Below are 21,546 nucleotides of genomic sequence, written 5' to 3'. Positions count from 1 at the left end.
CATCCCTCTAGGCCGTCATCCCTCTAGGCCGTCCGGACCCCGCGGATCGCTTCACGGGTGTCGCGCACCACGGCCAGGTCGTGGTGCCGCTCGGCCTCCTTGGCGAAGTCCTGCAACTTCCGCACGACCCGCCCGGACGCCAGGCCCGCCGCCGTCGGCAGCACCTCCTGGATCAGCCCGCACGCCTCCTCCGGCTCGCCCGCCACCATCTTCGTGCGGGCCAACCCGATGACGTCGAACGCCCTGTTCCGCACCCGTGCCGGATCCCGCAGGCTCAACGCCCGCCGGATGTGCTGCTCGGCCATCGGCGCCTGCTTCGGGTCGTGCCCGGCCAGGTCGCGCATCCGGGCGCCGATGACCCCCTCCAGCTCCGCCTCGTCGAACGTGTCCAGCCACCACGGGTCGGAACCGGACCGCCGCTGGGAGAAGCTCTCCTGCGCCTCGCCGACCGCCCGGTGGAACTCCCGCACCCGGCCCATCTGCGCGTACGCCCACGCCTCACGGGTCAGTAAGAGCGCCTGTAACGTCGGCGTGGCCGTCCGCCTGGTGCCGTACTGGCCCAGCTGGACCAGCTCCAACCCGTCCTCGGGCCGGCCGAGGTCGAACATCTGCCGGGCCATCGCGGCCAGGCACAGCGCGGCGAACGGATCGTTCTTGCCCGCCTTCGCCATGCGCACGCCGAGCACGTAGTACCGCTGCGCCGCGTCGTGCATGCCCGCGTCCCACGACATGCTCGCCGCGACCTTGGACAACTCCGCCCCGATGAAGAACGCACGTTCCGTCGTCGGGCCCGCCGGCGCACGCGACAGCCGCTCGGCCAGTTCCTCCAACTGCCCGAGCACCGCCTTGCGCGCCAGCCCGTACCCGCCTCGTCCGCCCCACCCGCGCAGCCCGTCGGCGACGCGCTGCAACGCGGCCAACTCCTCCTCGCTGATCGCCGCGCTGGACGACCACTTGGACAGGGGCTGTAACGGGTGGAGCCACCGCTGGAGCGGTTCGACCAGTGCGGGACCCATCGCCACCGCGGCAGCTCCGCTGAGCGCCGCTCGTCTGCTGATCGCCAAGTCGTTCCTCGCCGTCTCCTCGACCGATCTGGCAATGCTCGACGCGTCCCACGCCGCGGCGAGCACATCGGGCGGGGCACCGCGATCGGGGCCCGCCTGGCTTGGGATTCCGACGCGGTCGAACCACAGCCGGTCGGCCGGGACGCCGAGCACCCGCGCGAAGTGCCGCAGGCGGTCGATCCGGTCGATCGGGTTCTCACCGGTCTCGTAGCGCGACAGCTGTGCCTGGGATATCCCCAGCCAGGACGCCATGCGGTCTTGGGTGACGCGGCTGACGTGCTGGGGATGGTGCCGGTAGGCGGCGAGGAGGGCGCCCATGTTCCGGTCGGCGAATGCGGCAGTCATCGCCTCGTGGTCCCAGAAATCCGCGGGGACCCCGGGTGGTCCGTAGAGCTCCGTCCGCGCGTTGCGGCGACAACGCTGGCAGAGCAGGTCGGTGTTGTCGGCGGCGATCAACGCCCCGCACGACGGGCATGCGCGCCTGGTACTGGCTGCTCTTCGAGCTTTGCGTTCCATCGGCTCGCTCCCGTCACTGAGCGTGGTCACCAGTCTATAGAGATGTGATCAGGAGTCCATGCATTTCGTGCATAAGCCGGGGTAGGCCCCATGTCGGAGCCCTCGTGACGCCGTGTGGTGGATGACGCAGATCCGCACGGTGCATGGTTCCCACCCGATAACGGTGTTGTGGACTGCGCCGGATGGTCGGACCCTCCGTGGTGTGCGCCAGTGCCGGGACGACCTCGCGGCCCGCGCGCACCGCCCGCTCCACCCGACCGGGGAGGGACCTCCGCCCATGAGCATCACCGCCTCCACCACCGCAGACACCGGCCCGCGCTCCGGCCCGCGCGACCGCGCGCACCAGCAGGCACTCGGCGAGGCGATCGCGGGCTACCGCCTGCTGGGCTGGAAGGTGTCCGTCACCGAGCAGGGCGTCTTCCTGCCGCTCGGCCCGGCGACCACCGCACTCGCCATGCCCGCCCGCATCGGCTCCCGCGTCCTGGCCGACCTCAAGGCCCGGATGCTCGCCGGCCCCGTCACCGTGATCCCCGGCCCGCGAGAGCACTGGATCTTCCTCGCCGAGCTGGTCGCCCTGCTGCCCACGCACCTGAAGGCGCCCGCCGAGGTCCAGTTCGTCCGCTCGCCGCAGCGCATCGCCCTGCCGCCCACCATGACCCGCTACGGGTCGCTGAGGTGGGCGAACCCGCCGTCGCACTCGCGGCACTGGTTCCCGCCGTTCACCGCGGTGCTGGCGCTGGCCCGGACGGCGGTGGCGAAGGGCAAGTAGGCGATTATGGGCGAGTGGACCGACGGACTCTGCTGTGCGGCCTGCTCGCCCTGACCGCGTGCGGGACCGGGTCGCCCACCCGCAAACCCGGTGTCGGATCGGCCCGGCCGGGGGACCGGGTCGCCGCGCTCGCCGACGTGCCCGTGGGGTCCGGCGCGCTCGTCGACGTCGGCGGTGACGGCCAGTTGTTGCTGGTCAGGCCGTCGGAGTCGGAGGTGCGGGCGTTCCACCCGGCCTGCCCGCACCAGGGCACGACCGTCAACCCGCCCGCGGCCGGCGTCATCACGTGCCCCACGCACCGCAGCGCGTTCGACCCGGCGTCGGGAGCGGTGTTGTCCGGCCCGTCGCCGCGCGGGTTGACCGAGGTCGCGGTCGCCGTGTCCGGCCCCGAAGTGGTGCTTTCCTGAAAGAACCGTCTCAACTGTTGGGCGCGTTGAACCCCGCTTTCACGTGGTGTCGTATTCCCTGTGAATCCGAACGACTACCCACCACGCAGCGGAGGATCGTTTTGAGTTCCGTGGAGAAGACAGCGCTGTCTCGCCGCTCGATGCTGTGCGGCGTGCTGGTCGCGCTGGCCGTCCCAGGCGGCCTGGCCGCTTGCGGCAGCGAGACCACACCGCCCGACACCGGCACCGCCCCGGCGGACGGCACCACCCCCGGCTCGTCCGGGCCCGCGATCATCGCCGCGCTGGCCGACGTGCCCGACGGCGGCGGCATGCTGGCCGGCAACCCGTCCAACAGCAAGCCGCTGGTGCTCGTGCGCACCGGTGAGACGGTCAAGGCCTACGACGCCACCTGCCCGCACCAGGGCACCGCCGTGGCGCCGCCCGAGGGCGGCGTGATCACGTGCCCGAACCACGGCAGCACGTTCAACGCGTCGGACGGCGCGGTGACGAAGGGCCCGGCCACCAAGGGCCTGACCGAGGTCCCGGTCAAGGTGGAAGCGGGCCAGATCATCCTGGCCTGACCCCCACCGCCACCAACCCACCCGACCGCACCCCGCCCAGCCGGGCAGTCGGCGCCGCGAGCCGCCCCTCGCGCCCCCGACCGCCCGGCGCCGCCGCACGCCCTACCCGCCGCCGCACGCCCTACCCGCCGCCGCACGCCCTACCCGCCGCCGCACGCCCAACCCCCCGCCGGCCTTCCGACCCGCGCGCTGGCCTTCCGACCCGCCCGCCGCACCCGCGCGCCCCTTTGTCGGCCCGCCGCACCCGCGCGCCCTTTGCGGGCCTTCCACACCCGCGCGCCAAGCCGATCCTGGCTGCCTTCCCCATTCCAACCTCGGCCTCAGCCCCGCGCGGCCCAAACCTCCGGCCTCCGAGCCCGCGATTCGCCCGCCCCCGCCACACCTCAACCTCCGCCGCGTGCCCTAAAACCGGCCCACCACGCGAGGTCGCGTCGATCGTCGCAAAATGCGCCGCGAGCGGTCGACTCCCAGGCGACCGAGCCGCCGCCTGCGGAGCAGCGGCAATCCAACACAGCAATCCAACACAGCCCGGGACGCTCCAGGCGGCGCGCTCCAACTAGGCTGGCCACGTGGCCGACCCGTCGACCTATCGCCCCGCGACAGGCACCATCCCCGAAGCCCCCGGCGTGTACAAGTTCCGCGACGCCGGCGGTCGCGTGGTGTACGTCGGCAAGGCCAAGAGCCTGCGCCAACGCCTCAACTCCTACTTCGCCGACGTCGCCGGCCTGCACCCGCGCACCCGCCAGATGGTGACCACCGCGGCGAGCGTCGAGTGGACCGTCGTCGGCACCGAGGTCGAGGCCCTCCAGCTCGAGTACAACTGGATCAAGGAGTTCGATCCGCGCTTCAACGTCCGCTACCGCGACGACAAGTCCTACCCGGTCCTCGCCGTGACGCTGCACGAGGAATTCCCCCGCCTGCACGTCTACCGCGGCCCGCGTCGCAAGGGCGTCCGCTACTTCGGCCCCTACGCGCACGCCTGGGCGATCCGCGAGACCCTCGACCTCCTCCTCCGCGTCTTCCCCGCCCGCACCTGCTCGGCCGGCGTGTTCAAGCGCCACGGACAGATCGGCCGCCCCTGCCTGCTCGGCTACATCGACAAGTGCTCCGCCCCCTGCGTCGGCCGGGTCGACGCGGACGAGCACCGCGACATCGTCGAGGACTTCTGCGACTTCCTGGCCGGCAAGACCGACTCGATGGTGCGCCGCCTCGAACGCGAGATGACGGCCGCCGCCGAGGAGCTCGAGTTCGAGAAGGCCGCCCGCCTCCGGGACGACCAGGCGGCCCTCAAGCGCGCCCTCGAAAAGCAGGCCGTCGTCCTCGGTGACGGCACGGACGCCGACGTGGTCGCCTTCGCGGAAGACGACCTGGAGGTCTCCGTCCAGGTCTTCCACGTGCGCGGCGGACGGGTGCGCGGTCAGCGCGGCTGGGTGGTCGACAAGGTGGACGAGTCGGGCGTGGCCGGTCTGGTCGACCAGTTCGTCACCCAGTTCTACGGCGAGCAGGCCGAGTCCGCCCTGGCCGGCGGCGTCGAGGCGGCGCCGGTGCCGCGCGAGGTGCTGGTGCCGGAGCTGCCGGACGACGCGGAGGCGGTCGAGAAGTGGCTGTCCGCGCTGCGCAAGGGCAAGGTCGCACTGAGAGTGCCGCAACGGGGTGACAAGCGCGCGCTCATGGAGACGGTCGAGCGCAACGCCAAGGAAGCGTTCCAACAGCACAAACTCCGCCGCGCGGGCGACCTGACGGCCCGTTCCGCGGCCCTGCAGGAGCTCCAGGAGGCCCTGGGCCTCGACACCGCGCCGCTGCGCATCGAGTGCACCGACATCAGCCACGTCCAGGGCACCGACGTGGTCGCGTCGCTGGTCGTGTTCGAGGACGGCCTCGCCCGCAAGTCCGAGTACCGCCGGTTCGCCGTCCGTGAAGGCGCCGAGCAGGGCGACGTCGGCTCCATCGCCGAGGTCGTGCGGCGGCGGTTCCAGGCGTACCTGCGGGAGAACAAGAACCCTGCCGGACCGAACCCGGGCATCGACCCGGAGACGGGCAAGCCGCGCAAGTTCGCCTACGCGCCGAACCTGCTCGTCGTGGACGGCGGCGCCGCGCAGGCGCAGGTAGCCTCCGACGTGCTGGCGGAGCTGGGCATCACCGATGTGGCGGTGGTCGGCCTGGCGAAGCGGCTGGAGGAGGTCTGGGTGCCCGGCGAGCCCGACCCGGTGATCCTGCCGCGCACCAGCGAGGCCCTGTACCTGTTGCAGCGGGTGCGCGACGAGGCGCACCGGTTCGCCATCGCCTACCACCGGCAGAAGCGGTCCAAGCGGATGACGACGTCGGCGCTGGACGAGGTGCCGGGTCTGGGCCAGTCGCGCAAAGCCGCGCTGCTGAAGCACTTCGGCTCGCTCAAGAAGTTGCGTGAGGCGAGCATCGACGAGATCAGCGTGGTGCCCGGTGTGGGCCGGCGCACCGCGGAGGCCGTGCGCGCGACGCTGGGCGCGGCCGGCAGTGGAGGCCCGTCGACGGAGTCGACGATCCGACAGGGGCCGGCGGAGTCGACAATCGGACAGCGGTCGACGGGGTCGGCGATCGGACAGGGGTCGACGGAGTCGACGATCGGACAGGAGCGAACGTGAGCGCACCGGCCGGCGAGAAGTCCGGCATCGAAGTCGCGGTGGTGACGGGCCTCTCGGGGGCCGGCCGCAGCACTGCCGCGAAGTGCCTGGAAGACCTCGGGTGGTTCGTGGTGGACAACCTGCCGCCCGAGCTGATCTCGACCATGGTGGAACTGGGCGCGCAGGCCAGGGGCGCCATCACCAGGGTCGCGGTCGTGATGGACGTGCGCAGCCGCGCGTTCACCGAAGACCTGGCGGCGGTGATCAAGGACCTGGACGCGCGCGGCTACAAGCCGAAGGTGCTGTTCCTGGAGGCCACCGACGACGTGCTGATCCGCCGGTTCGAGTCGGTCCGGCGCGGCCACCCGTTGCAGGCGGACGGGCGGCTGGCCGACGGCATCGAGAACGAGCGGATCCTCCTCACGCCGCTGCGCGAGGAAGCCGACCTGGTGCTGGACACGTCGGCGCTGTCGGTGCACCAGCTGCGGGCCAAGATCGAGGACACGTTCGGCACCGAGTCGGCGATGCGCACCAGGGTCACGGTGCTGTCGTTCGGCTACAAGTACGGCCTGCCGATGGACGCCGACCTGGTGATGGACGTGCGGTTCCTGCCGAACCCGTTCTGGATCCCGGAGCTGCGCGAGCAGACCGGCCTGGACGGCGAGGTGCGCAACTACGTGCTCACCCAGGAAGGCGCCGAGGAGTTCCTGGACCGCTACCACGAGCTGCTGCGGCTCATCGGCGCCGGCTACCGGCGTGAGGGCAAGCGGTACCTGACGCTGGCGGTCGGCTGCACCGGCGGCAAGCACCGCAGCGTGGCCATCTCCGAGGAGTTGGCGGGCCGGCTGGCCAGCGAGGACGGCATGGCGGTCAAGGTGGTCCACCGGGACCTGGGACGCGAGTGAGCCGGAGAGCGGTAGCGCTGGGCGGTGGGCACGGGCTGCACGCGACGCTCACCGCCCTGCGCAGGCTGACCGACGACGTGACGGCCGTGGTGACTGTCGCCGACGACGGCGGCTCCTCGGGACGGCTGCGCCGCGAACTCGGCCTGCTGCCGCCCGGTGACCTGCGCAAGGCGATGGTGGCGCTGGCCGGCACGGACGAGTCGAGCGCGCTGTGGTCGCGGCTGTTCCAACACCGGTTCGGAGGCACGGGCGCGCTCGCCGGGCACGCCGTGGGGAACCTGGTGCTGGCCGGCCTGCTGGAGCAGCTGGGCGACCCGGTCGCGGTGCTGGAGGAGGCCGGACGGCTGCTCGGCGTGCGCGGCCGGGTGCTGCCGATGTGCACCGAGCCGCTGTCGATCGAGGCCGACGTGACCGGGCTGGACGACGACGCCGACGTGGTGCGCCGGATCCGCGGCCAGGTCGCGATCGCCACCACGCCCGGCCGGGTGCAGCGCATCCGGCTGAACGGCCCCGGCGGTCCGGGGGAGGCCCCGCGCGGCTGCCCGCAGGCGGTCGAAGCGGTCCTGGACGCGGACGTCGTGCTGCTCGGACCGGGCTCGTGGTTCACCAGCGTGCTGCCCCACCTGCTCGTGCCGGAGCTGCACGACGCGTTGGTCCGCACGTCGGCGCGGAAGGTCGTGGTGCTCAACCTCGTCCCCCAACCGGGGGAAACCGCCGGGTTTTCACCGGAGCTCCACCTGGACGTGCTGTGCGAACACGCCCCGGCGTTGCGCGTGGACGCGGTGATCGCGGACGTCGGCGCGGTGCCCGTGCCGGACCGGCTGGGACGGGCCGCCGCAGCTCTCGGCGCTGCGGCGCACCTCGCGCCGATCGCGGTGGCGGGCGCGCCGGACCGTCACGATCCGGCCGCGCTGGCGTTGAGCATCGAGCGGGCGTTGGCCGGCCCTGGTGACGGGACCGGCGGGGCGTCGAGTACAACCCACCAGGAAGATCGTGCGAGCAGGGGAGGCGAGGCACCGTGGCGATGACGTCGGCGGTGAAAGACGAGCTGAGCAGGCTGGCCGTCTCGAAGACCTGCTGCCGCCGTGCGGAGGTCGCCTCCCTCCTGCGCTTCGCGGGCGGACTGCACATCGTCGGCGGCCGGGTGGTCGTCGAGGCGGAGCTGGACCTGGGCTCCACGGCGCGGCGGTTGCGGCGCGAGATCCACGAGCTGTACGGGCACCAGTCGGACGTGTTCACCATCACGTCCAGCGGCCTGCGCAAGGGCACCCGGTTCGTGGTGCGGGTGGTCAAGGACGGCGAAGGACTGGCCAGGCAGACCGGCCTGCTCGACCCGCGCGGACGACCGGTCCGCGGCCTGCCCGCCCCGGTGGTGTCGGGCGGTGTGTGCGACGCGGAGGCGGCGTGGCGCGGCGCGTTCCTGGCGCACGGCTCGCTGACAGAACCCGGTCGGTCGTCCTCGATGGAGGTGACGTGCCCGGGGCCGGAAGCGGCGTTGGCGCTGGTCGGCGCGGCACGGCGGATGGGCATCGGCTCCAAGTCGCGTGAGGTGCGCGGCGCGGAACGCGTGGTGATAAGGGATGGCGACGCCATCGGCGCGATGCTGACCAGGCTCGGCGCGCACGACAGCGTGCTGGCCTGGGAGGAACGCCGGATGCGCCGCGAGGTGCGTGCGACGGCGAACCGGCTGGCGAACTTCGACGACGCGAACCTGCGCCGGTCGGCACGTGCCGCGGTGGCGGCGGCGGCCAGGGTGCAGCGCGCGCTGGAGATCCTGGGCGCCGAGGCGCCGGACCACCTGGCCGCGGCGGGCGAGCTGCGGCTGGCGCACCGGCAGGCGTCGCTGGAGGAGCTGGGCCAGCTGTCCGAGCCGCAGATGACGAAGGACGCGGTGGCGGGCCGGATCCGGCGGCTGCTGGCGATGGCGGACAAGCGGGCGAAGGAGCTGGGCATGCCCGACACCGAGTCCGCCGTGACCGCGGACATGCTCGACGCCGAGGTCTGACCCCCCGGGCTCGGAGCGGGCGTCTAGCGGAGCCCGAGGGCGGCCACCAGCGGGTCGACCAGGGATCTGACGTACGTGTCGGTCAGGTGGTTGTTGCGGTAGACGACGACGTTGCCGACCACGGCCGGGCACACGTCGGCGCGGCAGATCCAGTCGGTCAGGTCCACCACCCGCACACCCGGCAGGCCGGTCGCGGCCTCGGCCAGCGGGTCGGTGGGGGAGCCGACGGCCAGCTCACGGGGCGTGTCGCACTCGGCCCGCCGGTCCGGGTGGCGTTCGAGGCACGCCGCCACGAACGTCACCGGGCGCGGCACCTCCCGGATCACGGCGACCGGGATGTCCGCCTCGGACAGCGCGGCCAGCATCGTCCGGTAGCCCTCGACCTGGCGTTCCGGTGACTCCCACGTCCAGTTCAGGTCCGCGCGGTAGGACTCCGGCGACATGGCGGCGGTGACCACCAGGTCCGGGTCCAGATCACGGATCAGGTCCAGCTTCAGCCGGTTCTCGTCCGCGCACACGGCGATCGGCGTGCCCGCCTCGGACGGCGGCACGGAGGTGAACGGGCAGCCGTTGCGCACGACGACCTTCACCCGCCACCGGCCCGCGCCCTCGTGCCGCACGTACTCCGCCAGGGCGCTGCTGAACTGCGCGGCGTGCGAGTCGCCGACCACGACCACGGTCTTGGCCGCGCCCGGATCGCCGTACATGCACGACGTGACCCGCCCGCCCATGTCGTAGATGTTGCAGTCGTTGGGCAGGTCGCCCAACGGCCCGTCCTGCTCGGCAACGGCGGGCGCGGGCGCGAGCGCGACACCTGTCGGCACGGGCCGTGCCCGGCTCGGGTCGAGGGCGAGCGCGCCGGGGTACCGGGCGTCGAGCACCGGCTTCGTCCGCAGCGCGGCCAGCGTCGACTCGGCGGACGCCCAGCCGCCCGACGCGACCGCCACGGTCACCACGACCAGGCCGGCGCCGATCGCGTACGTCGTCCGCTTGCGGTTGCGCCGGTGCCGGAACGGGTCCTCGACGAAGTGCTTGGACAACGCCGCCAGCGCCAGGCTCAGCACCGCGGCGGCCACCACCTGGTACCGGCTCAGCACGTCCCGGCCGGTCAGCTCCAGCAGCAGCACGATCACCGGCCAGTGCCACAGGTACAGGCTGTAGGAGACGTCGCCGACGTAGGTCAGCGGACGGAGTCCCAGGAGGCGGGCCAGCGAGTCGTCCCGGGCGACCAGCATGGCCACCGTGCCGACCGTCGGCAGTGCCGCGATCCAGCCCGGGAACGCCATGTCGGTGGTGAACCAGAACGCGCTGACCAGCACCGCCGCCAGCCCGCCCCAGCCGAGCAGCAGACGTGCCGACGGACCTGGTCGCAGCCGGTGCAGCGCCATCGCTGCCAGTCCGCCGACGCCCAGCTCCCACATCCGGGTCGGCGTGACGAAATACGCCGCGCCGTGGTCGACCGGCGTGTACCAGACCGAGAACGCGAACGACACGACCGTGACCGCGCCGACCGCCGCCACCGCGTACCGCACCGGTCCGCCGCCCCGACGTGCCGCGAGCAGCGCGGCGGCCAGCAGGACCAGCGGGATGACCAGGTAGAACTGCTCCTCGACGGCCAGCGACCAGAAGTGCTGCACGGGTGACGCGCCGACGGTGGCGTGCCCGTAGTCGTCCGACAGCACGGCCAGCAGCCAGTTCTGCGCGTTCAGCGCCGAGAACACCACTTCCCGCAGCACGACGGGCCAGCGGGACTGGGGCAGCAGCGTGAACACGGCCGCGGTGATCGCCAGCAGCACGGCGGTGGCGGCGGGCAGCAACCGGCGGATGCGGCGGGCGTAGAAGTCGAGCAGCCGGACCCGTCCGGTGCGCCGTACCTCGCCGGTGAGCGTGCCGATGATCAGGAAGCCGGAGATCACGAAGAACACGTCAACGCCGACGAAACCGCCGGTCAGCCACTCCGGGCGGAGGTGGTAGCAGACCACCAGCCCCACGGCGAGCGCCCGCAGCCCTTGAACGTCGGCCCTGACCGCGGACGGCCCCCGAACAGGCGCTGCGACCTCAGGACCACCCGTCGCCAACGCCACCGTCCACCGCCACAGGTTGAGGAACGGCGCGCAGCCTAACCGCCCCTGTGACGCCCACTACACACACCCCAAACCGCGAGTCGAACACTCAGGCCCCGCGAGTCGAACACTCAGGCCCCGCGAGTCGAACGCTCAGGCCCCCCGAGTTCGCCGCTCAGGCCCCGCGAGTCGAACGTTCAGGCCCCCCGAGTTCGCCGCTCAGGTCCTGCGAGTCCAACGCTCGGTCACCGCGCGGCCTGCGAGTTCTCCGGGTTCTGCGAGTTCTGCGTTCACGCACCGTGAGACATAGGCTGGGAACCGGGCCGGTTCAGGTGAGGCGCCCGCGAGTCGCGTACTGCGGGGTCCCGAACGCGCGGCGACTTGTTACCCGGAGGTAACAAGGCCGTCAAGCTGGATTTTCTTGTTCGATAAAGAGATCCTGGTGGTCCACGTGACCAGGGCCGCAGCCCGGAGGCTAGGCTGGCTCTCGGCTGCCTGGTCAGCCCATGACTTGCACGCCCCTGGCGGACAACGCCAGTCGAGTACCGAGGAGACTCACCGTGACGGTTCGCGTAGGTGTCAATGGTTTCGGCCGCATCGGTCGCAACTTCTGGCGCGCCGTTCAGGCCAGTGGGCACGACATCGAGATCGTAGCCTTCAACGACCTCGGTGACGTCAACACGATGGCCCACCTGCTCAAGTACGACTCGATCCTCGGCCGTCTCGACGGCGAGGTGACCGTCACCGATGAGGGCATCGCGGTTGACGGCAAGGTCATCAAGGCGTTGGCCGAGCGCGACCCCGGCAAGCTGCCGTGGAAGGACCTCGGCGTCGACGTCGTCGTCGAGTCGACCGGCTTCTTCACCGACGCTTCGGCCGCCCGCAAGCACGTCGACGAGGGTGGCGCGAAGAAGGTCATCATCTCCGCACCGGCCAAGGGTGAAGACCTCACCGTGGTCCTGGGCGTGAACGACGACCAGTACGACGGTTCGCAGACCGTCATCTCGAACGCCTCGTGCACCACGAACTGCCTGGCCCCGCTGGCCAAGGTGCTGCACGACAGCTTCACCATCGAGCGTGGCCTCATGACCACGATCCACGCCTACACCCAGGACCAGAACCTCCAGGACGCGCCGCACAAGGACCTGCGCCGCGCCCGGGCCGCCGCGGTCAACATCGTGCCCACCAGCACCGGTGCCGCGAAGGCGATCGGCCTGGTCCTGCCGGAGCTCAAGGGCAAGCTCGACGGCTACGCCCTGCGCGTGCCCGTGCCCACCGGCTCGGCCACCGACCTCACCGTCAACGTGGGCCGCGAGGTCACCGTGGACGAGGTCAACGCCGCGTACAAGGCCGCGGCTGACGGTGCCCTCAAGGGCTACCTGCGCTACAACACCGACCCGATCGTGTCGTCGGACATCGTCACCGACCCGGCGTCGTGCATCTACGACGCGCCGCTGACCAAGGTCCTCGGCAACCAGGTCAAGGTCATCGGCTGGTACGACAACGAGTGGGGCTACTCCAACCGCCTCGCCGACCTGGTCAGCCTCGTCGCCACCAAGCTCTGAGCGAAACAGGTCACTCGCTGTGAAGACTCTCGACGATCTGCTCAGCGAGGGTGTCTCGGGTCGGCGCGTCCTCGTGCGCGCCGACCTGAACGTCCCCCTCGACGGCGACCGGATCACCGACGACGGCCGCGTCCGCGCGTCGGTGCCCACCATCAAGGCGCTCGTTGACGCGGGCGCCCGCGTGCTGGTCGCCGCACACCTGGGCCGCCCCAAGGGCGAGCCCGACCCCAAGTTCTCCCTCGCGCCCGTCGCGGTGCGGCTCGGTGAACTCCTCGGCCAGGCGGTCGAGATCGGCACCGAGACCGCCGGCGACGGCACCGTGGTGCTGCTGGAGAACATCCGCTTCGACGCCCGTGAGACCAGCAAGGACGACGCCGAGCGCGCCGCCCTCGCCGACGAGTTGGCCGCCAAGGCCGACGCGTTCGTCTCCGACGGCTTCGGCGTGGTGCACCGCAAGCAGGCCTCCGTGTACGACGTGGCCAAGAAGCTCCCGCACTACGCGGGCGGCCTCGTGCTGGCCGAGGTCGAGGTGCTGCGCAAGCTCACCGACGACCTCAAGCGCCCGTACGTCGTCGTGCTCGGCGGCGCGAAGGTGTCCGACAAGCTCGGCGTCATCGCGAACCTGCTCGGCAAGGTCGACCGGCTGCTCATCGGCGGCGGCATGGCCTACACCTTCCTCAAGGCCCAGGGCCACGAGGTCGGCGGCTCGCTGCTCCAGGCGGACCAGCTCGACCAGGTCCGCGGCTTCCTCGCCCAGGCGGAGGAGCGCGGCGTCGAACTCGTGCTCCCGGTCGACGTGCTGGCCGCCGACGACTTCGCGCCCGACGCGGAGTTCGAGGTCGTCGCCACCGACGCCATCCCGGCCGACCGGCAGGGCCTCGACATCGGCCCGAAGACGCGCGAGCTGTTCGCGTCCAAGCTCGCCGACGCCCAGACCGTCTTCTGGAACGGCCCGATGGGCGTGTTCGAGTTCGAGGCGTTCTCCGGCGGCACCCGCGCGGTGGCCGAGGCGCTCGTCAAGAGCGACGCGTTCACCGTGGTCGGCGGCGGCGACTCGGCCGCGGCCGTGCGCGCGCTCGGCCTCCCCGAGGACGGGTTCTCGCACATCTCCACCGGTGGTGGGGCGTCCCTTGAGTACCTGGAGGGCAAAGAGCTCCCCGGCGTGTCCGTGTTGGACGAGGACCTGCTTGCAGGGTCGAGCGAAGGTGGAGCGTGATGGCTCAGCGTCAGCCCCTCATCGCGGGCAACTGGAAGATGAACCTCAACCACCTCGAGGCCATCGCCCTGGTGCAGAAGATCGCCTTCTCGCTGCCGGAGAAGTACTTCGCCAAGGTCGAGGTCGCGGTGCTGCCGCCGTTCGTCGACATCCGGTCCATCCAGACCCTGTGCGACGGCGACAAGCTGCTGCTCAAGTACGGCGCGCAGGACCTGTCGGCGCACGACTCGGGCGCCTACACCGGTGACGTCTCCGGCGTGATGCTCGCCAAGCTCGGCTGCTCCTACGTCACCGTGGGCCACTCCGAGCGCCGCGAGTACCACAACGAGGACGACGCCACCGTCAACAAGAAGGTCAAGGCGGCGATCAAGCACGGCGTCACCCCGATCTTCTGCCTCGGCGAGCAGCTGGACGTCCGCGAGGCCGGCAGGCACGTCGAGCACTGCACCGACCAGCTCGTCGCGGGCCTCAAGGGCCTCACCGCCGAGCAGGTGCGCGACGTGGTCGTCGCCTACGAACCCGTGTGGGCCATCGGCACCGGCAAGGTCGCCTCGTCGGCGGACGCGCAGGAAGTGTGCGCGGCGCTGCGGGTCAAGCTCGCCGAGCTGTACGGCGAGGACGTCGCTTCGGCCGTTCGGGTGCTTTACGGCGGTTCCGTCAAGTCCGGGAACATCGCCGAGCTCGTCGCCCAGAAGGACGTCGACGGCGCCCTTGTGGGTGGTGCGAGCCTGGACGCGGACGAGTTCGCCAAGCTGTGCGCGCTCGCCGCCGGCGGACCTCTACCCTGATGTGACTGAAACGCACTCCTACTACGGTGGTCCACGGTCGGCAGTCGACCGGGTACTCTGTGGCGTCACCTGCCTGACAGCGAGGAAGAAATGATCCTGTTCCTTCAGATCCTGTTGATCGTCTCCAGTCTCGTCCTGATCCTGCTGGTGCTGCTGCACCGCGGGCGTGGCGGCGGTCTGTCCTCGTTGTTCGGCGGCGGCATGCAGTCGAGCCTGTCCGGTTCCAGCGTGGTGGAGAAGAACCTCGACCGGCTGACGCTGTTCGTCGGCGCGGTCTGGGTCATCGCCATCGTGGGCGTCGGACTGCTGATGAAGGTCAACTGACAGCAGGGAAACCACGTGGTGGGGGTGTGAGGGTCGATGGCTGGTGGTAACGCGATTCGCGGTACCCGCGTCGGCGCAGGCCCGATGGGCGAATCGGAGCGCGGCGAGTCCGCGCCCCGACGTCGGGTGTCGTACTGGTGCGCGAACGCGCACGAGTCTCGGCCGTCGTTCGCGGTCGAAGCCGAGATCCCGGAGAACTGGGACTGCCCCCGGTGCGGCCTGCCGGCCGGGCGTGACGAGCAGGCTCCCCCTGCTCCGCCGCGCAACGAGCCGTACAAGACGCACCTGGCGTACGTGAAGGAGCGGCGCTCCGACGCGGACGGTGAGGCGATCCTGGAGGAGGCGCTCATCAAGCTGCGCAAGCAGCGCGAAGAGCCCTAGTCAGGCGAGAACGGTGCGACGGCCCCCGTGGGATTCCCGCGGGGGCCGTCGCCGTTCGGTCTCAGCGGCGCTTGGTGAATCTAGCGGCGCTTGGTGAACAGGCCGGAGAACTGGCGTCGGACCAGGATCGCGCCCACCAGCACGAAGAACACCAGGACCACGAGCGTGGACGTGGTGCCGCCGGTCGAACTCGTCAGGGCGATGTCCACGCTGCCGACCAGCACCACGCCGCAGTCGGCCCGGATCACGTGCCGGCCCGGCTGGATCATGGCGAACTCGACCTTGGTGCTGAACGTGCCCGAGGTGTCCGCTTTTGCCGTGCCGACGTCCTCGCCCAGCGAGCTGAGTCGCACCGGCGCGCCCGGATCACAGCCCGTGCCGGTGGCGGTCAGCGGGTCGCCCGGCTGGATGTTGTCCTTGTCCAGGGTCAACGCGCCATCACCGTCGAACGGCGTGGTCGTGGTCGCCGGCGGCTGCGTCCCGGTGGTCGTCGTGGTCGTTGTCGTGGTGGTTGTGGTCGTGGTCGACGTGGTGGTCGTGGTGACCGTCGGGCGCCCGGTGGTCGTGGTCGTCGGCGCTGGGGGAGCGGTGGTCGTGATGACGACCGGCGGCGGGGTGGTCGTCGTGATGGGCGTCGGCGTCACGGTGAAGCTGTCCGTCGGGTTCGACGTCGCCGCGCACACCGGCTTGGCCGTGACCCGATGGCCTCCGACGCCCGCATTTCCCGGCACGGTCGCCGTTCCGGAACCCGTGCCGCGCCCCGAGTGCCGGCCGCTGCCGACCACCTGCCTGCCGTCCCACAAGATCTCTACGGTGTAGTCACGGCAGTCCGGATCGAGGTACACACCGGACCAGCTGAGCGTGAACGTGCTCCCCGCCGGACCGGAATCCGGGGTCGCGGTGGCGGCGCCCTGCTGCTGCGCGGATACCGGTGCAGCCACAAGCACCGTAACGCCGTACGCCAAGGCACCGAGTAAAGCTAGTGTTCCTGCCGATCGCATACCCGACTCCCGGACTAGTCCGCTTCCCACCGACGAGGTGTCCTTGTGAGACGCATTATGAGCAGCGTCGGTTTACTGCTCCTGTGCGGGATCTTCCTGGGCGTCGGCCCGGCAGCCGCCGATGGTGACGAGGTCACCATCGACGTCACGGTGGACGGCACCCCGGTGGGCGACGACGAGCTGCTGCTCGACCCGACCGGCTCCTCCCGCATTTCGGTGACCGTCCACAACGGAACGGACACCGTCCGCCACGTCAAGACGATCCGGCTGTCGGGCACGGCGTTGGCGCTGACGTTCTTCTCCTACGACACGACGGTGCCGTTCGACGTGCCGGCCAGGCAGAGCGTCACCCGCGGGTTCGTGCTCGACCTCGGTCAGCTGGGGGAGCAGGCGACCGGTCTGCTGCCGACCGAGCTGGAGGTGCTGGCCGCCGACCGTGAGGTGATCGCGTCGATCGGGACGACCGGTGACGTGCGCGGGTCGATGTGGTCGGTGTACGGGGTGTTCGGGTTGGCCGTGTTCGGGTTGACCGTGCTGGCGTGGGCGGGGGCGTTGTTCGCGCTGGCCCGGCGTCGGCTGCCGGCGAACCGGTGGCAGCGGGCGATGCGGTTCCTGCCGGCCGGCGTCGGCACCGGGTTGGTCGCGGTGATCTCGCTGTCAGTGCTGCGGATCATGGCGCCGTCACCGGCCGCCGAGATCCCGTTCATCCTCGGCGCGGCGGCTGCGGCGTTCGTCCTCGGCTACCTGACGCCGCACCCGAACGCCGACGACCTGCTGCTCGACCCGCCTCAGGCCGCGCCTTTCGTGGAGCCTTACACGCAGCCGTACGCGGACCAGGCTCATGCGGACCAGCCTTTCGTGGACCCGGACTCGACGCACCGCATCACGCGGCCGTTGCCCGGCGGTGGGGCGTGACGGTCTCCGCGAACGTCGTCGCGGCGTTGCCGCAGTACGACATCGGCCCGCAGATCGGGCGCGGCGGCATGGGGGTCGTGTACGCGGGCGTGCACCGGCCGTTGGGGCGTCCGGTGGCGGTCAAGCGGCTGCCGGGGGTGTTGGCGGAGGACGAGCGGATGAGCGCTCGGTTCGCGCACGAGGCGCGGTTGCTGGCGCGGCTCGACCACCCGCACATCGTGCCTGTGTACGACTACGTCCAGGATCGCGGTGAGCATCTTCTGGTGATGGAGAAGCTCGACGGTGGCACGGTGTGGTCGAAGTTCACCGCTTCAGGTGTCACGCCTGCTTCGTCGTGTGCTTATGGCCTGGCGATGCTGTCCGGCCTGCACGCCGCGCACGAGGCCGGGGTGCTGCACCTGGACGTGAAGCCGAAGAACCTGCTGTTCACGGCGGGCGGGGTGCTGAAGGTCGCCGATTTCGGCATCTCGCAGGTGGTGAGCGAGGGAGCGACTCTCGTGACGCACGCCGGCCAGGTCCTCGGCACGCCCGCTTACCTGTCGCCGGAGCAGGCGCTGGGCAACCCCTTGAGCCCGGCCGCCGACGTCTACGGCGCCGCGACGGTGTTGTACGAGCTGGTGAGCGGCCGGCTGCCGTTCGACAGCGGTGGCGGGGCGTTGGCGATGATCCAGCGGCACGTGTACCAGCAGCCGCGCCAGCTGGTCGAGGTGCCGGATCCACTGGCCCGGGTGATCATGCGCGGGCTGGAGCGCGACCCGCAGGCGAGATACCGCAACGCGGAGACGTTCGCGGTAGACCTGGCAGCCGCCGCGGCAGCCCTCTTCGGCCCGGACTGGCTGCTCCGGCTGGGCACCCCGGTCCACCTGTCGCCACAGGTCGCCGCGTCGGTAACCCGCCCGCTCACCACTTCCCACGCGACTTCCCACGCGCCGCGCGAAACCCTGAACCTCCCCGTCCGCGCGACGTTGACCGATTCCCCGGCCACGCCGCCCGTGCAGCTGGGTGCGCAGACGCTGGTGCCGGCGGCGCAGGTCCTGGCGTCCCCCAAACCCGCCCGCTGGTTCACGCTCGCGGCGGCCTTGGCCGGCGTCCTGATGCTCGCCGTCCCCTTCACCATTTCGAACCGGGACCTGCAGGTACTGCGGGGCGACCTCAGCAAGCCGGTGACCGTGTCGGTGGCCGGTGGCGACCCGGCGACCGCACGGCTGGCGCTCACGGTTGCCGGCATCACCCTCGCCGACGTGCCCGCCGTGGTCGCGCCGGCGACCGGTGCGGGCGGTGAGACCGGTTCGACCGGTGAGACCGGTGAGACCGGTTCGACCGGTGCGGGCGGTGCGGGCGGGGCACAGGTCGAGGTCCCGGTGCCGTTGACGTTCGAGCTCCCCGGCGCGACCCGCTGGATCGTGGGCGGCGCGGCGGTGGCCACGGTGACGGCCGACGGCAAGTCCCAGGAGTACTCGCTCCAGCCGGACACCCACCCGTTGATCAGCATCATGGGCGCGGGGAGCGTGGTGCTGCTGCTGTTCGCGCTCGCGTACCTGGAGTCGATCCTGCGGTCGTTGCGGCGGCGGCAGGCGGGCACGGGGGCGGTGATCGTGGCGGCGCCGTTGGGCTTCGCGCTCGGTGTGGCGGTGTGGCTGCTGCCGTCCGTGCTGCTGCGCCACACGCCTGACGTGTGGCCGGCGCTGGTGTGCGGCGGACTGGGCGTGGCGGCGGCTGTGTGCACGGCCGTGGCCACTCGCCGGGCCGCCCTCCGCTAAGGACCTAAGTCGTCGTACAGGACGGTCCTACCGTTCAACCCGTCGCCGTTCAGTTGTCGGGACGCCGCCTCACAGCGGACGACCGGCGGCCGGTCATGACGAACTCGTGCACGGCGCGGCGGAGGTCGTCCAGCGGCACCTCGGCGTCGGCCGGGAACTCCCGGACATTGCCCATGTAGTCGTAGGTAAGCGGGCTGCCGTCGCGGGTGCCGCCGTTGGTGGTGATGAACGCCCCGCCGGCGTCGGTATGGGTGAGCAGCCCTCGGTCCTGCCTCGGCGGCCGAGGCGTCCTTTGAGCACCACCGCCAAGACGTAATGCGGGTTGCTCACGGCTCCCACGGTCGCCACGTGACGGCTGTCGATCGTTGGCCGTCGGTGACGACCAGGTCGTGGGCGGCCTTGATCACGGGCGGTGAGGGCACCGGTCGCCGGGGTGCGGTCGACGGCGTGGCGGGGGATGGCGGCGGATCACCGCGTAGGCGGGTCAGGACAGCCTGCGCGTGATCCATGCCCTTGGCCAGGGACCTCCACAGGTCGTTGACGCCCGTGACGACCTCGGCGAGGACGGCCAGGATCTTGTCCTTGTCGCCGGTCGTGTCGCCCTCCAGCGCCATCGCGAACAGCGCTTCGGCGGCCTCTGCGAGATCCTGCGCGGCAGCCAGGGCGTCCTTGCACTTCGACGCCTTGTCGCATGCGGCGGACACGGACGCCGCCACCTCTCCGAGCGACGCCACGACCACCCCGATTCCCGATGTGCAGGCAGCAACCGACAATCGCGGACGCTGTCCTGGGCGTTGGGCCAAGCCGTTCAGGAACGCGACAGCTTCCCGCTTGACCAGACCGGGGCGCCGGCGCGTTGACGGCAGAGCCCGTTCGATCGGGGAGCCTGGTGGTCAGATCAGGTCGTCGACCTCCCCGGCCTGGGCACCAAGGATGAACGCCCTCAGCTCGGCCTTCGTGTAGCGGATGACCGGGCCGGCGTCGCCCAGGGTGCTGTTGCGCATGGCCACGCCGCCGTCGGGTAGCGGGTCCGCCGAGCAGTGCCGGAACTGATCGGCGCACATGCTTCCTGATCGACCGGCCGTTCCCAGTCTGCCGGGTTGGTCGGGCGGCCTCGTTGTTTCAACCGACGTTTCAGGTTGAAGATAACAGCGTTTTCCGAGATAGCTGTTCGAAGATCACCCATTAGTGTTGCCAGCACGTCAGGTGGTCAGGGGCCTGACCAGGGGGAACGTTACCTCGACTGCGAAGCCGCCGCCGTCTGTCGGGCCGGCTTCGAACTCGCCGTTCAGCAACGCCGCCCGCTCCCGCAACCCCACCAACCCATGACCGCCGCTCGGCAACGTCCCACACTCGCGCGGCCCGTCGGGGGCCTCGTTCCGCACTTCCACCCGCAGCTCATCGGCCTCCGCCACCACCAACACCGACGTCACCGCCCCGCCCGCGTGCTTCCGCACGTTCGTCAACGCCTCCTGCACCGTCCGGTACACCGCACCGGACACCGGCGCCGGCAGGTCGTCCACCGAACCCCGCACCGTCAACGTCGCCGGAATCCCCGCACTGCTCACCAGCGCCGGAAGGTCCGCGACGCGAGGTTGGGGTGAATCGTCGCCGCTGGTGGTCCTGAGCACGCTCACCAACTGCCTCAACTCGTCCAACGTCCGCGTGCTCAGCATCCGGATCGTCCCCGCCACCTGCCGCGCATCCGGATCGGCCGCCGCCATCCGCAGCGCACCCGCCTGCATCGCGATCAAGCTCACCTGATGCGACACCACGTCGTGCATCTCCCGCGCCAACCTGGTCCGCTCATCCGCCCGCACCGCGTGCGCGTGCAACATCCGTTCCCGCTCACGACTCGCCGCCAGCTCCGTGATCCGCGCCGACAGCTCCTCCCGCGCATGCGCCAGCAACCCGATCGCGATCGGCATCCCCGCCACGATGCACCCGTAGATCGCGTCGTGCACGTGCGTCTTCCAGTCCAACGCCAGGAACTCGGCCGGCGGCCACAGGAAGAACCTGCTCAGCCACACCAACCCCGCCGCGATGTACGTCTGCGTCGACAACAGCTTCCGCCGCGCCAACGTGCCCAGCGCGATCATCGCCGCCAACTGCGCCCACCCGGCCAGGAACCCCGGCACGGCGATCAGCACCACCAGGAACGGGAACCGCCGCCGCAACGCCACCGCCGCCACCGAGATCACCGACAGCACGTAGTTGTACGTCTCCGCCTCGGGCACGACCCGCAGCCACACGTCCAGCGCCGCGATCGCCACCGCGCCCACGTCGAACGCCAACTGCCTGCGCCGGCCGATCCACCGCGAGAGCGCCTCCACCACGGCAGGCCGGCGCACCCGTCCGGTCGGAACGCCGTTGACCCGACCGCTCGGCAGCCTCTCGACAGCATCGCCGGCCAGGGTCGGACCTCCTGTGTCAGCTATCCGGTCCTCACCGTACTGCGCCGTCATCACGCTTGGCATGACCCGCCTCCCCGCCCCGGACGTGCTCGATCGACCCGCTCACCATGCGAGATGCGCTGATTACCCGGACGGGACGCGGGGGAGCCAACAAAATTGCGAGCGCGAACGTCCGATAAGCGGACATCGTGGCTGGGGGAGGGTGGGGAGTGCGCCAGATCACTCGCGAAGCCGCCGCTGCCGCCTGGCCCGCACTCGTGAAGACGCCGCTGCCGCCGGGCCCGAAGGCGACG

General features: G+C 71.1%; 20 protein-coding genes and 1 pseudogene. 14 read left to right on the top strand and 7 right to left on the bottom strand.

Annotated elements, in window-relative coordinates; all coding sequences use genetic code 11:
• Positions 1 to 23: 23 nt before the first annotated feature.
• Positions 24 to 1,409 carry a helix-turn-helix domain-containing protein gene (locus F4560_RS20655; RefSeq protein ID WP_246477858.1) on the bottom strand — a complete coding sequence of 462 codons (1,386 nt, stop codon included), beginning with the start codon at positions 1,407 to 1,409 and terminating at the stop codon, positions 24 to 26.
• 448 nt (positions 1,410 to 1,857) lie between these two features.
• Here F4560_RS20655 and F4560_RS20650 point away from each other — a divergent pair, with 448 nt between their 5' ends.
• From F4560_RS20650 to whiA, 7 genes are all read left to right on the top strand, one after another.
• A complete protein-coding gene (locus F4560_RS20650; protein ID WP_184922274.1) occupies positions 1,858 to 2,349 on the top strand; it encodes a hypothetical protein in 492 nt (163 codons plus the stop codon).
• A gap of 14 nt (positions 2,350 to 2,363) precedes the next feature.
• Positions 2,364 to 2,756, top strand: coding sequence for a Rieske (2Fe-2S) protein (locus F4560_RS20645; protein WP_184922273.1), 393 nt, complete (start codon positions 2,364 to 2,366; stop codon positions 2,754 to 2,756).
• 110 nt (positions 2,757 to 2,866) lie between these two features.
• Positions 2,867 to 3,316: a Rieske (2Fe-2S) protein gene (locus F4560_RS20640; protein ID WP_312869388.1), complete on the top strand. Its 450-nt coding sequence runs from the start codon at positions 2,867 to 2,869 to the stop codon at positions 3,314 to 3,316.
• 569 nt (positions 3,317 to 3,885) lie between these two features.
• Positions 3,886 to 5,937 carry an excinuclease ABC subunit UvrC gene (gene uvrC, locus F4560_RS20635; protein ID WP_184922271.1) on the top strand — a complete coding sequence of 684 codons (2,052 nt, stop codon included), beginning with the start codon at positions 3,886 to 3,888 and terminating at the stop codon, positions 5,935 to 5,937.
• A gap of 26 nt (positions 5,938 to 5,963) precedes the next feature.
• Positions 5,964 to 6,821, top strand: a complete 858-nt coding sequence (rapZ, locus tag F4560_RS20630; RefSeq protein WP_376775426.1) for an RNase adapter RapZ — start codon at positions 5,964 to 5,966, stop codon at positions 6,819 to 6,821.
• Complete coding sequence (locus F4560_RS20625) at positions 6,818 to 7,849, top strand: gluconeogenesis factor YvcK family protein (protein WP_184922269.1); 1,032 nt, start codon at positions 6,818 to 6,820, stop codon at positions 7,847 to 7,849. The genes rapZ and F4560_RS20625 overlap by 4 nt, the downstream gene beginning before the upstream one ends.
• Positions 7,840 to 8,826, top strand: a complete 987-nt coding sequence (whiA, locus tag F4560_RS20620) for a DNA-binding protein WhiA (RefSeq protein WP_033440743.1) — start codon at positions 7,840 to 7,842, stop codon at positions 8,824 to 8,826. The genes F4560_RS20625 and whiA overlap by 10 nt, the downstream gene beginning before the upstream one ends.
• 23 nt (positions 8,827 to 8,849) lie before the next feature.
• Here whiA and F4560_RS20615 read toward each other — a convergent pair whose 3' ends face one another.
• Complete coding sequence (locus F4560_RS20615) at positions 8,850 to 10,910, bottom strand: acyltransferase family protein (RefSeq protein WP_184922268.1); 2,061 nt, start codon at positions 10,908 to 10,910, stop codon at positions 8,850 to 8,852.
• Positions 10,911 to 11,449: 539 nt separating this feature from the next.
• Between F4560_RS20615 and gap the strand changes: the two genes are divergently transcribed.
• The 5 genes from gap (at position 11,450) to F4560_RS20590 (ending at position 15,163) form a co-directional block, all read left to right on the top strand.
• Positions 11,450 to 12,454 carry a type I glyceraldehyde-3-phosphate dehydrogenase gene (gene gap / locus F4560_RS20610; RefSeq protein ID WP_184922267.1) on the top strand — a complete coding sequence of 335 codons (1,005 nt, stop codon included), beginning with the start codon at positions 11,450 to 11,452 and terminating at the stop codon, positions 12,452 to 12,454.
• Positions 12,455 to 12,473: 19 nt separating this feature from the next.
• Positions 12,474 to 13,670: a phosphoglycerate kinase gene (locus F4560_RS20605; RefSeq protein ID WP_184922266.1), complete on the top strand. Its 1,197-nt coding sequence runs from the start codon at positions 12,474 to 12,476 to the stop codon at positions 13,668 to 13,670.
• Positions 13,670 to 14,458: a triose-phosphate isomerase gene (gene tpiA / locus F4560_RS20600; RefSeq protein WP_184922265.1), complete on the top strand. Its 789-nt coding sequence runs from the start codon at positions 13,670 to 13,672 to the stop codon at positions 14,456 to 14,458. The genes F4560_RS20605 and tpiA overlap by 1 nt, the downstream gene beginning before the upstream one ends.
• Positions 14,459 to 14,548: 90 nt before the next feature.
• Positions 14,549 to 14,782, top strand: a complete 234-nt coding sequence (gene secG / locus F4560_RS20595; protein WP_184922264.1) for a preprotein translocase subunit SecG — start codon at positions 14,549 to 14,551, stop codon at positions 14,780 to 14,782.
• Between the two features lie 36 nt (positions 14,783 to 14,818).
• Positions 14,819 to 15,163, top strand: a complete 345-nt coding sequence (locus tag F4560_RS20590) for an RNA polymerase-binding protein RbpA (RefSeq protein ID WP_033440747.1) — start codon at positions 14,819 to 14,821, stop codon at positions 15,161 to 15,163.
• Between the two features lie 80 nt (positions 15,164 to 15,243).
• Here the strand turns inward: F4560_RS20590 and F4560_RS44825 are convergent, their stop codons facing one another.
• On the bottom strand, positions 15,244 to 16,110 hold the full coding sequence (locus F4560_RS44825; protein ID WP_246477857.1) for a hypothetical protein: 867 nt from the start codon (positions 16,108 to 16,110) through the stop codon (positions 15,244 to 15,246).
• A 99-nt stretch (positions 16,111 to 16,209) separates the two neighbouring features.
• On the opposite strand from F4560_RS44825, the gene F4560_RS20580 reads away from it, so the two are divergent.
• Positions 16,210 to 17,079 (top strand): hypothetical protein, encoded by an 870-nt coding sequence (locus F4560_RS20580; RefSeq protein ID WP_184922263.1) that lies wholly within the window; start codon positions 16,210 to 16,212, stop codon positions 17,077 to 17,079.
• Positions 17,076 to 18,839: a serine/threonine-protein kinase gene (locus tag F4560_RS45685; protein WP_184922262.1), complete on the top strand. Its 1,764-nt coding sequence runs from the start codon at positions 17,076 to 17,078 to the stop codon at positions 18,837 to 18,839. Before F4560_RS20580 ends, F4560_RS45685 begins: the two co-directional genes overlap by 4 nt.
• A 49-nt stretch (positions 18,840 to 18,888) precedes the next feature.
• Here F4560_RS45685 and F4560_RS20570 read toward each other — a convergent pair.
• The 4 genes and pseudogenes from F4560_RS20570 to F4560_RS20555 form a co-directional block, all read right to left on the bottom strand.
• A pseudogene (locus F4560_RS20570) lies at positions 18,889 to 19,101 on the bottom strand (Imm1 family immunity protein); the annotation flags it as partial.
• Positions 19,102 to 19,165: 64 nt separating this feature from the next.
• Positions 19,166 to 19,573 (bottom strand): hypothetical protein, encoded by a 408-nt coding sequence (locus tag F4560_RS20565; RefSeq protein WP_184922261.1) that lies wholly within the window; start codon positions 19,571 to 19,573, stop codon positions 19,166 to 19,168.
• A gap of 159 nt (positions 19,574 to 19,732) precedes the next feature.
• Complete coding sequence (locus F4560_RS20560; protein ID WP_184922260.1) at positions 19,733 to 19,903, bottom strand: DUF397 domain-containing protein; 171 nt, start codon at positions 19,901 to 19,903, stop codon at positions 19,733 to 19,735.
• Positions 19,904 to 20,041: 138 nt separating this feature from the next.
• A complete protein-coding gene (locus F4560_RS20555) occupies positions 20,042 to 21,316 on the bottom strand; it encodes a sensor histidine kinase (RefSeq protein ID WP_184922258.1) in 1,275 nt (424 codons plus the stop codon).
• Positions 21,317 to 21,546 lie beyond the last annotated feature (230 nt).

It is taken from the genome of Saccharothrix ecbatanensis (assembly GCF_014205015.1).
GTDB classification, from domain to species: Bacteria; Actinomycetota; Actinomycetes; order Mycobacteriales; family Pseudonocardiaceae; genus Actinosynnema; species Actinosynnema ecbatanense.
This window is presented reverse-complemented; position numbering and strand designations above follow the sequence as displayed.